The 13,624-nt window shown below is 71.4% G+C and carries 12 protein-coding genes; 10 read left to right on the top strand and 2 right to left on the bottom strand.

Annotated features, from left to right (window positions below; translation table 11 throughout):
• Nucleotides 1–28: 28 nt before the first annotated feature.
• The 3 genes from KM427_RS24635 to KM427_RS24625 are packed head-to-tail and all read left to right on the top strand — an operon-like array spanning nt 29 to nt 2,504.
• Nucleotides 29–916, top strand: coding sequence for an ABC transporter substrate-binding protein (locus KM427_RS24635; RefSeq protein WP_215525674.1), 888 nt, complete (start codon nt 29–31; stop codon nt 914–916).
• Nucleotides 913–1,761: an amino acid ABC transporter permease gene (locus KM427_RS24630; protein ID WP_252274867.1), complete on the top strand. Its 849-nt coding sequence runs from the start codon at nt 913–915 to the stop codon at nt 1,759–1,761. Before KM427_RS24635 ends, KM427_RS24630 begins: the two co-directional genes overlap by 4 nt.
• Nucleotides 1,758–2,504, top strand: a complete 747-nt coding sequence (locus tag KM427_RS24625) for an amino acid ABC transporter ATP-binding protein (RefSeq protein ID WP_215525673.1) — start codon at nt 1,758–1,760, stop codon at nt 2,502–2,504. The genes KM427_RS24630 and KM427_RS24625 overlap by 4 nt, the downstream gene beginning before the upstream one ends.
• A 247-nt stretch (nt 2,505–2,751) precedes the next feature.
• Here the strand turns inward: KM427_RS24625 and KM427_RS24620 are convergent, their stop codons facing one another.
• Nucleotides 2,752–3,714, bottom strand: a complete 963-nt coding sequence (locus KM427_RS24620) for a hypothetical protein (protein ID WP_215525672.1) — start codon at nt 3,712–3,714, stop codon at nt 2,752–2,754.
• Nucleotides 3,715–3,956: 242 nt separating this feature from the next.
• On the opposite strand from KM427_RS24620, the gene KM427_RS24615 reads away from it, so the two are divergent.
• The 5 genes from KM427_RS24615 (at nt 3,957) to KM427_RS24595 (ending at nt 8,900) form a co-directional block, all read left to right on the top strand.
• Nucleotides 3,957–5,123 (top strand): CaiB/BaiF CoA transferase family protein, encoded by a 1,167-nt coding sequence (locus KM427_RS24615; RefSeq protein ID WP_286674244.1) that lies wholly within the window; start codon nt 3,957–3,959, stop codon nt 5,121–5,123.
• 38 nt (nt 5,124–5,161) lie between these two features.
• Complete coding sequence (locus KM427_RS24610) at nt 5,162–6,601, top strand: flavin-containing monooxygenase (RefSeq protein WP_183595429.1); 1,440 nt, start codon at nt 5,162–5,164, stop codon at nt 6,599–6,601.
• 166 nt (nt 6,602–6,767) lie between these two features.
• A complete protein-coding gene (locus KM427_RS24605) occupies nt 6,768–8,111 on the top strand; it encodes a DEAD/DEAH box helicase (protein WP_215525671.1) in 1,344 nt (447 codons plus the stop codon).
• A gap of 74 nt (nt 8,112–8,185) precedes the next feature.
• The gene (locus KM427_RS24600; protein ID WP_215525670.1) at nt 8,186–8,380 is read left to right on the top strand and encodes a CsbD family protein; all 195 of its coding nucleotides are present in this window, start codon (nt 8,186–8,188) and stop codon (nt 8,378–8,380) included.
• 91 nt (nt 8,381–8,471) lie between these two features.
• Nucleotides 8,472–8,900, top strand: a complete 429-nt coding sequence (locus KM427_RS24595; protein WP_215525669.1) for a pyridoxamine 5'-phosphate oxidase family protein — start codon at nt 8,472–8,474, stop codon at nt 8,898–8,900.
• A 232-nt stretch (nt 8,901–9,132) separates the two neighbouring features.
• Here KM427_RS24595 and KM427_RS24590 read toward each other — a convergent pair whose 3' ends face one another.
• The gene (locus KM427_RS24590) at nt 9,133–9,858 is read right to left on the bottom strand and encodes a MerR family transcriptional regulator (protein ID WP_183595426.1); all 726 of its coding nucleotides are present in this window, start codon (nt 9,856–9,858) and stop codon (nt 9,133–9,135) included.
• Between the two features lie 102 nt (nt 9,859–9,960).
• On the opposite strand from KM427_RS24590, the gene KM427_RS24585 reads away from it, so the two are divergent.
• Complete coding sequence (locus tag KM427_RS24585) at nt 9,961–11,172, top strand: acetyl-CoA C-acetyltransferase (protein ID WP_215525668.1); 1,212 nt, start codon at nt 9,961–9,963, stop codon at nt 11,170–11,172.
• 149 nt (nt 11,173–11,321) lie between these two features.
• The gene (locus tag KM427_RS24580; protein ID WP_215525667.1) at nt 11,322–13,514 is read left to right on the top strand and encodes a 3-hydroxyacyl-CoA dehydrogenase NAD-binding domain-containing protein; all 2,193 of its coding nucleotides are present in this window, start codon (nt 11,322–11,324) and stop codon (nt 13,512–13,514) included.
• Nucleotides 13,515–13,624: the final 110 nt, after the last annotated feature.

The raw sequence follows: 13,624 nt of genomic DNA, 5'->3' as shown, positions 1-13,624 counted from the left end.
AGCCGGGCCGGCACCCTACGATTCGGGCATGCTCGTACGTCGCACCCTGGCCGCTGCCGCCGTGATCCCGCTCGTCCTCGCCGCCGCCGCGTGTGCCCCGGAGTCCGACGGCGACTCCTCGTCGGCGGCCGACCCGAGCGACATGAGCAGCCCCAGCGCGCAGGCCTGCGCGATCGACTCGCTGCCGCTGAAGACGGCCGGCCAGCTCACGATCGGCACCGACTCGCCGGCGTACGACCCGTGGTTCGCCAACAACGACCCGAGCAACGGCGAGGGCTTCGAGTCGGCGGTCGCCTACGCCGTCGCCGAGCAGCTCGGCTTCAGCGAGGACCAGGTCACCTGGGTCAAGGTCCCCTTCAACACGTCCTACGCCCCGGGCGCGAAGAAGTTCGACTTCGACATCAACCAGGTCTCGATCACGCCGGAGCGCGCCCAGGTGGTCGACTTCTCCGACGGCTACTACCAGGCCGCCCAGGCCGTGATCGCGCTCAAGGGCACCGCCGGCGCCGAGGCGGCCAGCCTCGACGACCTCGAGGACCTGCGCCTGGGGGCGCAGACCGGCACCACGTCGCTGACCGCGATCCGCGACATCATCGAGCCCGAAGCGGACCCGCTGGTCTTCGAGGACACCAACGCGGCCAAGCAGGCGCTGCAGAACGACCAGGTCGACGCGATCCTGGCCGACCTGCCGACGGCGTTCTACATCTCGGCCGTGGAGATCCCCAAGAGCGTGATCGTCGGGCAGTTCCAGCCGGAGACCGGCGAGCAGGAGGAGTTCGGGATGCTCTTCGAGAAGGGCAGCGAGCTGGTCCCCTGCGTCAACGAGGCGCTGTCCGCCCTGCGTGAGGACGGCACGCTCGACCAGATCGAGCAGCAGTGGCTCTCCGACACCGTGGGCGTGCCCGAGCTCCAGTGAGCGAGTGGTCACCGAGCCCACGTGAGCTCGAGCGGCGCGGGATCCGCCGGTCCCTGAGGACGCGGTCGATCCTGGTCGCCACGATCGCGATGATCGCGGTGTTCGCGCTGCTGGTCATCGGCCTGGTCAGCTCGCCCGGCTGGGATCGGGTGCAGGACACCTTCTTCAACTGGCACCACGCCCGGGAGTCGTTCCCCGACATCTGGGACTACTTCTGGGTCAACGTCAAGATCTTCCTGATCGCCGAGCCGCTGATCCTGGTGGTCGGTCTCGCGGTCGCGCTGGCCCGGCAGGCCCGCGCCGCGATCCTCACGCCCCTGCGGGTGCTCGCCGTCGCCTACACCGACGTGCTGCGCGGCATCCCGACCGTGCTGCTGATCCTGCTGATGGGCTTCGGGGTGCCGGCGCTGCAGCTGCAGGGCGTGACCAACAGCGCGCTGGTCTGGGCGACGGTCGCGCTGGTGCTCTCCTACTCGGCGTACGTCGCCGAGGTCTTCCGCGCCGGCATCGAGTCGATCCACCCCTCCCAGCTCGCCAGCGCCGAGGCGCTCGGCCTGTCCCGGGCGCAGACGATGCGGCACGTGGTGGTGCCGCAGGCGGTGCGCCGCGTCGTACCGCCGCTGCTCAACGACTTCGTCTCGCTGCAGAAGGACACCGCCCTCGTCTCGCTCGTGGGCGTGCTGGACGCGGTCTTCGCCGCCCGCGACTACGGGAACTACAACTTCAACTACACGCCGCTCGTGGTCGTCGCCGGCTTCTTCGTGGTGATCACGATCCCGCTCGCCCGGCTCTGCGACTGGCTCCAGCGTCGGATGGTCGAGAAGGAACGGGCGGGCTCGCGATGACGGCACTCCTCGAGGTCGCCGGGCTGCGGAAGTCGTACGGCGACCGCGTCGTGCTCGACGACGTCTCCCTGACCGTGCAGCCGCACGACGTGATCTGCCTGATCGGCTCGTCGGGCTCGGGGAAGTCGACGCTGCTGCGCTGCCTGAACCTGCTCGAGGAGATCGACGACGGCGTCATCGCCTTCGAGGGCCGCGAGATCTCCGACCCGCGCGTCGACCCGCGGGCGGTGCGGTCGCGGATCGGCATGGTCTTCCAGGCCTACAACCTCTTCCCGCACCTGACCGTCCTCGAGAACTGCACCCTCGCCCCGCGGCTGGTGCACGGCGTCTCGCGCGCCGACGCCGAGTCGCGCGCTCGCGAACTGCTGGGCCGCTTCGGATTGGCCGAGCACGCGACCAAGCACCCCGACCGGCTCTCGGGCGGCCAGCAGCAGCGCGCCGCCCTGGTCCGGGCCCTCTGCACCTCGCCGACGCTGCTGCTGCTCGACGAGATCACCGCCGCCCTCGACCCCGAGCTCGTCGGCGAGGTGCTGTCGATCGTCCGGGCCGAGGCGGAGGCCGGGACGACGATGGTGATCGCCACCCACGAGATGGCCTTCGCCCGCGACGTCGCCACCTCGGTCTGCTTCCTCGACCGCGGCCGGATCCTCGAGCAGGGGCCGCCGGCGCAGATCTTCAGCGCGCCCGAGCAGGAGCGGACCCGACAGTTCCTGCGGCGGGTGCTGCCGGGCGGCGGTGAGTAGGCAACCGTCTCGGTCCGGGGTTTGGTTGCTGGTTCACCGCTGGGCGGGGCGTGTGCCGGGCGGCGGTGAGTGGGCAACCGTCTCGGTTCGGGGTTTGGTTGCTGGTTCACCGCTGGGCGGGGCGTGTGCCGGGCGGCGGTGAGTAGGCAACCGTCTCGGTTCGGGGTTTGGTTGCTGGTTCACCGCTGGGCGGGGCGTGCGCCGGGCGGCGGTGAGTGGGCAACCAGTCCGTACGACGGATCGGTTGCTAGCTCACCGCCGATCGGTGGGTCCGGTCGCGCTTCGGGCCCACCGAGACCGAGACTCCCCGGAACAGCAGCTCCCACCGCACGCCGAACGTCGGCGGCGGTCCGTCGTACCCGCCGGCGATCAGCGTCCGGTAGACCTCTCCGACCAACGTCCTCGGCCGGGCGAGCCGTTCCTTCGTGACCTGCACGTACCGGACCTCGGCGGCTCGCATCAGCCCGTAGCGATCGAGATCGGCGTTGTACCGGTCGCGGTCCTGCTGGTGATGGCTGCCTTCGTACTCGACGACGGTCCGCCAGCGGCGGTACACCAGGTCGCCGATCACCTCGACCTGCTCATTGACATCGACGGCAGCGTTCACCTCGGGCGCCGGTAGCCCGGCGAACCGCAGGATGCTCCGGGTCTCGCTCTCCTTGATCGATCGCGAGCGACCGTCGAGGTGCTCCAGGAGGACGACCGCCTCGTCGGCCCCGTCGCGCCACAGGCACGACAGCGCGAACGTGCGGATGGCGTCGATCGTGGTGTGGTGGTGATGGAGCAGCCAGTCGCCGACGTTGATCGCGTCGATGAGGCGTGCCCGCGCGCAGTAGGCGACGAAGGCCGCCTCGACCGTCACGCCGACGTCATCGGTGGGCGGCAGCCTCTTGGTCCGATGCAGGAAGACGTCGTTGAGGGCGAGGTGGTGGTCGCGGTCCACCACGAAGCGGATCGGCCGAGCCGGCCCGTAGTCCAGGCCGAGCCGCTGGAGCCGGGTGATCCCGGTCAGGTGGGCGTCGTCGGGCAGGGCGAGACGGGCGGCCGCGACCCAGTCCGCCTCTGTCATGACGTGGATCGTGGCCCGCCAGACGTCCTGGTGGAGTCGCGTGAACCGCTTGCCTTGCAGCATCCGGGAGGTCACGCCGAGACGCCGGGCGTCGGTGCGGGTGAAGGAGCCGGTCAGGAGCTCGGGCGGGATCGGTCGCATCCACCCAGTCGACGCCGCCGGCGCCGATGCTGGCGGTGTGCTGGACGGTGGCTGTGGATCCGTCCGTCGGACGCCGGCCTGTGGGCGGACAACGGGCCCGGCTGGCGATGAGTCGGCCGGTTGGCGGTGAGCCAGCAACCGATCACTCCGGGCAAACGGTTGCCTGCTCACCGCCGCACCGACGGGCACCTGCCACCCCAGAACCCACCAACCGTGACAGCACTTCTGTCATGATGCGGGACATGCCGGACGAGACGTACGAGCTGGGACAGGGCACCGGGCCGCTCCGGGGCGTGAAGGTCGTGGAGATCGCGGGGATCGGGCCGAGCCCGCACGCGTGCATGATCCTCGCCGACCTGGGGGCGGACGTGATCCGCGTGGAGCGGCCGGGCGGTCAGCTGTTCGCGGGCGGGGGCAGCCACATGCTGCTCAACCGCGGCCGGCCCAGCGTCGCGCTCGACCTCAAGAGCAAGCAGGCGCGGGCCACGGTGAAGCGGCTCGTCGAGGGTGCCGACGTGCTGGTCGAGGGGATGCGGCCGGGCGTGATGGAGCGGCTCGGACTGGGGCCGGCGGACCTGGAGCAGGTCAACCCGCGGCTCGTCTACGGCCGGATGACCGGCTGGGGCCAGCACGGCCCGCTCGCCCAGGTGGCGGGCCACGACATGAACTACATCGCGATCACCGGCACGCTCTTCGGCCTGGGCCAGGACAAGGGTCGGCCGCACTTCCCGGCCAACCTGGTCGGCGACTTCGGCGGCGGCTCGACGTACCTCGTCATCGGCATCCTGGCCGCGCTCCTCGAGTCGCGCACCAGCGGGAAGGGTCAGGTCGTCGATGCCGCGATCGTCGACGGCACCGCCCACCTCAACGCGATGACGGCGGCGTTCCTGGCGTCCGGCGGCTACCACGAGGAGCGCGCGGCCAACCTCCTCGACGGCGGCGCGCCGTACTACGACATCTACGAGACCGCCGACGGCCGGCACATGTCGGTCGGCGCGCTGGAGCCGCAGTTCTACGACGCCTTCGTCGCCCTGCTCGGCATCGGCGCCGACGCTCCCGACCGCTACGACCCGGCCAACAACGACCGCCTCCGGACCCTGATCGCCGACGCCTTCCGGCAGCGGACCCAGCGGGAGTGGATCGCGGTCTTCGAGGGCACCGACGCCTGCGTCGCCGGGATCGTCCCGATCAGCGAGGCGTTCGAGCACCCGCACCTGCGCGCGCGGGGGACGTTCGTCGAGAAGGACGGCCACACCCAGCCGGCCCCCGCACCGCGCTTCTCGCGCACCGAGGCCACCATCGGCCGCGCCGCGGAGAGCGCCGGCGACAGCACGCGTACGGCGCTGACCGCGTGGGGCATCGACGACGTCGACGCGCTGATCGGCATCGGCGCGGCGGTCCAAGCCTGACCCTAGGCTTGTTGACAGATATTCAGTAGAGTGCCGGCATGACCGAGCACGTCGACGTCCTCATCGTCGGTGCCGGGCTCTCGGGCATCGGCGCCGCGTGCCGCCTGCGCACCGAGCATCCCGGCCGCAGCGTGGCCGTGCTGGAGGCGCGCGCCGCGAGCGGCGGCACCTGGGATCTCTTCCGGTACCCCGGGGTCCGCTCCGACTCCGACATGTTCACCTTCGGCTACCGCTGGCGGCCCTGGGTCGGCGAGCGCGCGCTGGCCGACGGCCCGTCGATCCTGCGCTACCTGCGCACGGTCGCCGAGGAGTATGGCGTGGACCGGCTGATCCGCTACCGCCACCGTGTCATCGCGGCCGGCTGGGACTCCGCGACCGCCCGCTGGACCGTCGAGATCGACCGCGACGGCGAGCCCGTCACGATGACCGCGAGCTTCCTGTGGGGCTGCGGCGGCTACTACGACTACGACCGCGGCTTCGCGCCCGACTTCCCGGGGCTGGCGGACTTCCGCGGCACCGTGGTGCACCCCCAGCACTGGCCCGACGACCTCGACTACGCCGGCAAGCGGGTGGTCGTGATCGGCTCGGGCGCGACCGCGGTGACACTGGTGCCGGCGATGGCCGAGGCCGGCGCCGGGCACGTGACGATGCTGCAGCGATCGCCGACGTACGTCCTCTCGTTGCCCGGCGACGACCCGCTCGCCACGCGGCTGCGCCGGCTCCCGACGAAGGTCTCCTACCCGATCGTGCGCTGGAAGGCGATCCTGGTCGCGACGGCGTTCTTCCAGCTCGCCCGCCGCCGCCCCGACCGGGTCAAGGCCTTCATCCGCAAGCAGGCCGCCGGTCAGCTGCCGCCGGAGGTCGACGTCGACACGCACTTCAAGCCGGCGTACAACCCGTGGGACCAGCGCCTGTGCTTCGTGCCCGACGGCGATCTCTTCCGGGCGCTCCGCAGCGGCCGGGCATCCGTCGTCACCGACCACGTCGACACGTTCACCGAGACCGGCATCCGGTTGCGCTCGGGCGAGGAGCTCGAGGCCGACGTCGTCGTCAGCGCGACCGGCCTGACGCTGAAGGCCATGGGCGGCGTCGAGCTCACCGTCGACGGCACCCCGGTGAAGATGCACGACACCCTCACCTACCGCGCGCTGATGCTCAGCGACGTGCCCAACTTCGCCTTCACGATCGGCTACACCAACGCCTCGTGGACGCTCAAGGCCGACCTGGTCGCCGACTTCGTGTGCCGGCTGCTGCGGCACATGGACGACCACGGCGTACGCCGGGTGGTGGCGCCGCGCGACCCGACGGTCGGCGAGGAGCGGCTGATCGACTTCAGCTCCGGCTACATCCTGCGGGCGCTCGACGAGCTACCCCAGCAGGGGGACCGGGAGCCGTGGAAGCTGCGGCAGAACTACCTGCGCGACGTCCGCGCCATCAACCACCGGCCGCTCGACGACGGCGTACTGGCCTTCAGTTGAGCCCCGATCGGCCGCTGACGATTCGGACGCGTGCCGTCCGGCACGGTAGGGTTGGCGGCAACAGCCCGTCCTGTCTTGCCTCGGGCGACTGCGCGAGCCGTGAGTTCTGCGCCCCTCTCGGGATCCATACGCTGGCGAGACACCCCCAGCAGTGAGTGACCCTTCCTTGTCTTCTGCAGCAACCGCTGCGGGCTTCGCCGAGCTCGGCGTGCCCGCGGACCTGTCCACGATCCTCGCCGACCTCGGCATCACCACCCCCACGCCGATCCAGGCCGCGACCCTGCCCGACTCGCTCGCCGGCCGCGACGTCCTCGGTCGGGGCCGTACCGGCTCCGGCAAGACCTACGCGTTCCTGCTCCCGCTGGTCGCCCGGCTCTCCGGCGGGAAGCCCGCCCAGTCCCGCCGGCCGCGGGCGCTGGTGCTCGCGCCCACCCGGGAGCTGGTCGCCCAGATCGAGGCCGCCCTCAAGCCGCTCGCCGAGGCCGCCGGCCTGCGCACCCGCACCGTCTTCGGCGGCGTCGGCCAGAACCCCCAGGTGCAGGGCCTGCGGGCCGGCGTCGACATCGTGCTGGCCTGCCCCGGCCGCCTCGAGGACCTGATCGGCCAGGGCCACTGCGACCTCGGCGCGATCGAGATCACGGTGCTCGACGAGGCCGACCACATGGCCGACCTCGGCTTCCTCCCCGGCGTACGCCGCCTGCTCGACCGCACCCCGCGGGAGAGCCAGCGGCTGCTGTTCTCCGCCACGCTCGACAAGGCGATCGACGTCCTCGTCAAGCGCTACCTGCGCAACCCGGTGACCCACCAGGCCGACTCGGCGCAGTCGCCGGTCGCGACCATGGACCACCACGTGCTGCACGTCGCGCGCGAGCACCGCGTGCCGGTGCTCGTCGACCTGACCAGCGCCCCGGGCCGCACGGTCGTCTTCACCCGCACCAAGCACGGCGCCAAGGCCCTCTCGCGCCAGCTCAACCGCGCCGGCGTGCCGACGGTCGAGCTGCACGGCAACCTGAGCCAGGGCGCGCGCACGCGCAACATGGACGCGTTCCACTCCGGCCGCGCGTCCACGCTCGTCGCCACCGACATCGCCGCCCGCGGCATCCACGTCGACGACGTGGCGCTGGTCGTGCACGCCGACCCGCCGGTGGAGCACAAGGCGTACCTGCACCGCTCGGGGCGGACGGCGCGGGCCGGTGCCCGCGGCACCGTCGTGACGCTGATGACCGACGAGCAGGTGCGCGAGGTGCGCAGCCTGACCCGCGCGGCCGGCATCAAGCCGACCACCACCAAGCTCGCCGACGCCTCGCACCCCGTGCTCGCCACGCTCGCGCCGGGTGAGCGGGTGCTGGTGCCGGGTGGCCTGGTCGTCGAGGCGCCGGCGCCCGCCCAGCCCGCGCGGCGCAAGCAGCCCGCGCGTCCGCAGGGCGGCGGGAGTCGCCCGGCGGGTCAGCAGGGTGGCCGTCGCCGGAGCCGCGGCGGTCGCGGTCGCGGCCGCCGTCCCGCGGCCTGAGGTGCGTCCCTGACGTTTGCCGCCGGGGCCGCCGGTCACCGCCTCCCCAAGCACGCGCGATGAAGGAGGCAGTGATGGGACTCAAGGACAAGGCCGAGCACAAGCTCGAGGAGCTCAAGGGCCACGGCAAGGAGTCGGCGGGCCGTGCATCGGGTGACCGCGACCTCGAGGCCGAGGGCAGGGTGGACCAGACCAGCGCCAAGGCCAAGAGCGCCGGCGAGCACGTCAAGGACGCCGTCAAGGACGTGAAGGACGGGCTGCGGAAGTAGCGACCCGCGACCCCCGGGACCATCGACTCTCGCCCTCGCGACCGGCGACTCCCTACGCTGGAGCCGAGGGCGGGGTCCCGGGAGGTGGAGCATGAGCGAGGAGTCGCCCGTGGTCGAGATGACCACGCAGGAGTGCTGGGAGATGCTGCGCGACCACGAGTTCGGCCGGCTGGCCTTCACGATCGTGGACGAGCAGCACATCACCCCGATCAACTACGCCGTCGACGGCGCGACGCTGCTCTTCCGCACCGCGCCCGGCAGCAAGCTGCTCGGCGTGGTGCTCGGCGCCGAGGTCGCTTTCGAGATCGATGACTTCGCCGGTGAGACCGCGGCCAGCGTCGTCGTCCGCGGCCGGGCGCGCCACCTCGGCGAGGCCGAGGAGCACCGCGCCGAGAACGTCCCGCTCCGCCCCTGGGTCGGCTCCGACAAGTACGACGTGGTCGAGATCGCCCCGATCGAGGTCACCGGTCGGCGGTTCGTCCTCGACCGCCCCTGGCTGCACCTGCGGCTCGACAACTGAGCGCCGTGCTGCCCCGGCGTACCCGTCGCTTCTGGGTGTGGCATCGGCCGTGAGGTGCTCGCGATCCGGGATAGTCCGTCACGTTCTGGTGGTCGTTTCTGCCTGGGGCAGCCGTATTGTGACGGACTATCGGCCTGGCGGCACTCGGAGGTGGGTGTCCCGCCGGGACGACTCGCCGGCCACGCGAACCGGCCACGCGAACCAGTCACGTGTCGGGTCACGAGACCCGGGCCTACCTCGCCCGCCGCTCGATGTTCTCGCGGCGGGTCTCGTCCATGGCGGACTCGTACGCCGCGACCAGGCTGGCGACCGAGAGCGGCTTGAGGTTCTCGACGACCCTGCGCAGCGACTCGGTGGAGGCGCCGGACTCCTTGTAGACCGGCCAGACCATGGTGCGAAAGAGCTCGTTGAGCTCCTTGGCGATCTGGCGTCCGTGCTCGGCGTACACCTCGGAGGCCGCGATCGCCGCCTCGACCGGGAAGCCGAGATCGAGCAGGGTGAGCCCGACCGAGAGCTGGGAGACCGCGACCTCGTAACGGCCCCGCGCCGTCGGGAACACGATGCCCAGCGCCTTCAGCGTGCTCAGGTCGTCGGCGGAGAGCGTCCGGCCGGTGCGCCGGTCGAGCTCGGCGCGCGACATCTCGACGGGCAGGTCGGCCTGCCACGGCGCGAGCATGGTCCGGTGCAGCGCGATGTCCTCGGGGGTGGCGTCGGCGGGGATGCGGGCGACGTACTTCTCGATCGCCGACAGCGTGAAGCCGTGCGCCTGGAGCTCCTGCACCAGCTCGAGCCGTGCCACGTGGTCGGGGCTGTAGTAACCGGAGCGGCCGCGCCGGATCGGGGGCGGCACCAGTCCCTTGGTCGTGTAGAAGCGGATGTTGCGCACGCTCATGCCGACGCGGTCGGTCAGCTCGTCGAGGGTGAGCAGCCCGCTCGACGGCTCGACGGTCTCCTCCATGACCCTCCTCACATCCGGTCCCTGCCTTGACGATGACAGTAATAGTGTCACAATCGAGCGCACAGGTTCTTGTGGCATCGCCCCACCATCATGGAGTAGGACATGGCTGAAGCATTCGTCTACGACCACCTTCGTACGCCGCGCGGCAAGGGCAAGGCGGCGGGCGCGCTGCACGAGGTGAAGCCGGTCGACCTGATCGTCGGGCTGCTCGACGAGGTCAAGGACCGCAACCCCGGCCTGGAGCCCGCGCGGGTCGACGACGTCGTCCTCGGCGTGGTGTCGCCGGTCGGGGAGCAGGGCGGCGACATCGCCAAGACCGCCGCCCTCGCGGCCGGCTACCCCGAGACCGTCGCCGGCGTGCAGCTGAACCGGTTCTGTGCCTCCGGCCTCGAGGCGGTCAACCAGGCCGCCTCGCGGGTCCGCGGCGGGTTCGAGGACCTGATCCTCGCCGGCGGCGTGGAGTCGATGAGCCGGGTCCCGATGGGCTCCGACGGCGGCGCCTGGGCGTCCGACCCGGCCACCGCGCTGCGCACCGGCTTCGTGCCGCAGGGCATCGGCGCCGACCTGATCGCGACCCTCGAGGGCTGGAGCCGCGAGGACGTCGACGCGTACGCCGCGGAGTCCCACCATCGCGCGGCCAAGGCCTGGGCCAACGGCTACTTCGCGGGCGCCGTGGTGCCGGTCGCCGACCGCAACGGGCTCACCATCCTCGACCACGACGAGCTGATCCGCCCCGACACGACCGTCGAGGGCCTGTCCGGCCTCAAGCCGAGCTTCGCCCAGGTCGGCGCCGACGCGGGCTTCGACGACGTGGCACTCGAGAAGTACCACTGGGTCGAGCGGATCAACCACGTCCACCATGCCGGCAACTCCTCGGGCATCGTCGACGGCGCCGCGCTGGTGGCGGTCGGCACCGAGGAGATCGGCACCGAGCTCGGCCTGACCCCGCGGGCCCGCATCGTCGCGACCGCCGTCTCCGGCGCCGACCCGACGATCATGCTCACGGGTCCGGCGCCCGCCGCGCGCAAGGCGCTCGCCCGGGCCGGCCTCGAGGTCGGCGACATCGACCTCTTCGAGATCAACGAGGCGTTCGCCGCCGTCGCGATGCGCTTCATGCGCGACCTCGGCATCAGCCACGAGATCACCAACGTCAACGGCGGAGCGATCGCGATGGGCCACCCGCTCGGCGCGACCGGCGCGATGATCCTCGGCACGCTCGTCGACGAGCTGCACCGCCGGGACCTGCGCCGCGGCCTCGCCACGCTCTGCGTGGGCGGCGGCATGGGCATCGCCACCATCGTCGAGATCGTCTGAGACCCGACAGGCGCCAGGTTGACCCGCGTGTCGAACCCGGTGAGGCGGACGCGGGCCGCAGGTCAGAACAGCAACTCCACAGCGGTGGTTCGAGGCTCGGCGTCGGCGCGCCTCGCACCTCGACCACCGTCATCCAGACAGGACAGACCATGAGCACCAGCACCGAGCAGCAGACCGCGGTCCACTACGAGCGCGACGCCGACGGCATCGTCACCCTGACGATGGACGACCCGACGTCAAGCGCCAACACGATGACCGAGCTCTACCAGTCCTCGATGGCGGCGGCCGTGCAGCGGCTGTACGACGAGCAGGACGACGTGACCGGCGTCGTGATCGCGAGCGCGAAGAAGACCTTCTTCGCCGGCGGCAACCTCAAGAACATGATGGCCGCCACCAAGGACTCCGCCGCCGACGTCTTCGCGATGGGCGAGGCCGTCAAGGCCGGGCTGCGCAGGCTCGAGCTCTACCCGCGCCCCGTCGTCGCCGCGATCAACGGCGCCGCGCTCGGCGGCGGCTACGAGATCTGCCTGGCCTGCAACCACCGCGTCGCCGTCGATGACCGTGCGGTCAAGATCGGCCTGCCCGAGTCGACCCTGGGCCTGCTCCCGGGCGGCGGCGGCGTCACGCGCGTCGTACGCCTGCTCGGGCTGCAGCAGGGGCTGATGGACGTGCTGCTCCCCGGCACCCAGTTCTCACCGGAGGCCGCGAAGGAGAAGGGCCTGGTCGACGAGCTGGTCGAGACCCGCGAGGAGCTCGTGCCCGCCGCGAAGGCGTGGATCAAGGCCAACCCCGACGCGGCCCAGAACCCCTGGGACAAGCCCGGCTACAAGATGCCCGGCGGCACCCCGAAGACCCCGGCCCTCGCGGCGTTCCTGCCGGCGTTCCCCGCCCTGCTGCGCAAGCAGACCAAGGGTGCCGTCTACTCGGCGCCGCGCGCGATCCTGTCCGCGGCGGTCGAGGGCGCGAGCGTCGACTTCGACACCGCGTCGCGGATCGAGTCGCGCTACCTGACCAGCCTGATCGTCAACCAGGGCGCGAAGAACATGATCCAGGCGTTCTTCTTCGACCTGCAGGCGATCAACGCCGGCAAGCTCCGCCCGCAGGGCATCGAGCCGTACCGGGCCACCAAGGTCGGCGTACTCGGCGCCGGCATGATGGGCGCGGGCATCGCCTACTCCTGCGCCCGCTCGGGCATGCAGGTGGTGCTGAAGGACGTCTCGGTCGAGAGCGCTGCGCGGGGCAAGGAGTACTCGGAGAAGCTCAATGCCAAGGCGATCTCGCGCGGCAAGCTGACTCCGGAGTTGAGCCAGGAGCTGCTCGACCGGATCACCCCGACCGCCGACCCGGCCGACCTGGCCGGCTGCGACCTGGTGATCGAGGCGGTCTTCGAGGACCCGTCGCTCAAGCAGCAGGTCTTCGCCGAGATCGCGCCGTACGTCAACGCCGACGCGCTGCTCTGCTCGAACACCTCGACCCTGCCGATCACCGAGCTCGCGACCGGCGTGGACCGCCCGGCCGACTTCATCGGGCTGCACTTCTTCAGCCCCGTCGACAAGATGCCGCTGGTCGAGATCATCAGGGGCAAGGAGACCTCCGACGCCGCGCTGGCCAAGGCGTACGACGTGGTGCAGCAGATCAGGAAGACGCCGATCGTCGTCAACGACAGCCGCGGCTTCTACACCTCACGGGTGATCGGCACGATGGTCAACGAGGTCCTCGCGATGGTCGCCGAGGGCCAGCGGCCCTATTCGATCGAGCGCGCCGCGACCCAGTCCGGCTACCCGGTCGGCCCGCTGCAGCTCACCGACGAGCTGAACATGGAGCTGATGGCCAAGATCGCCCAGGCGACCCGGGCCGCCGCCGAACGTGACGGCGCCGACCACGAGCCGCACCCCGGCACGCTGGTCGTCGAGAGGATGATCGCGGCCGGCCGCCCGTCGCGGCTCGCGGGCGCCGGCTTCTACGAGTACGCCGACGGGAAGCGCGGGTCGGTGTGGTCCGGGCTGGCCGAGCTGTTCCCGATCGCCGACGCGGTCCCCTTCCAGGACCTGAAGGACCGGATGCTCTTCGTCGAGGCCATCGAGACCGCGAAGTGCTTCGAGGAGGGCGTCATCGAGTCCGCCGCCGCGGCGAACATCGGCTCGATCATGGGCATCGGCTTCCCGGCGATGACCGGCGGCGCCGCGCAGTTCATGCAGGGCTACGAGAGTGCTTCCGGCGAGATCGGCCTGGCCGCCTTCGTGGCGCGTGCCGACGAGCTCGCGGATGCGTACGGCGAGCGGTTCCGGCCCTCGGCGTACCTGCGCGACCTGGCTGCCTCTGGGGGCTCGTTCCCGGCGTAGGGGGCTTGCTCGTTTCCCCGGTCGGCCGGTGAAACGGACGCGACACGCCGAAGGAGCTCGGCGTGTCGCGTTCGCTTCACCTGGCCAGGCGACCCGCGCACGACACGCCG

It is taken from the genome of Nocardioides sp. LMS-CY (genome assembly GCF_018732145.1).
In the GTDB taxonomy this organism is placed as follows: Bacteria; Actinomycetota; Actinomycetes; order Propionibacteriales; family Nocardioidaceae; genus Nocardioides; species Nocardioides soli.
Note: the sequence above shows the minus strand (reverse complement) of the source record. Positions and strands in the feature narration are given on the sequence as shown.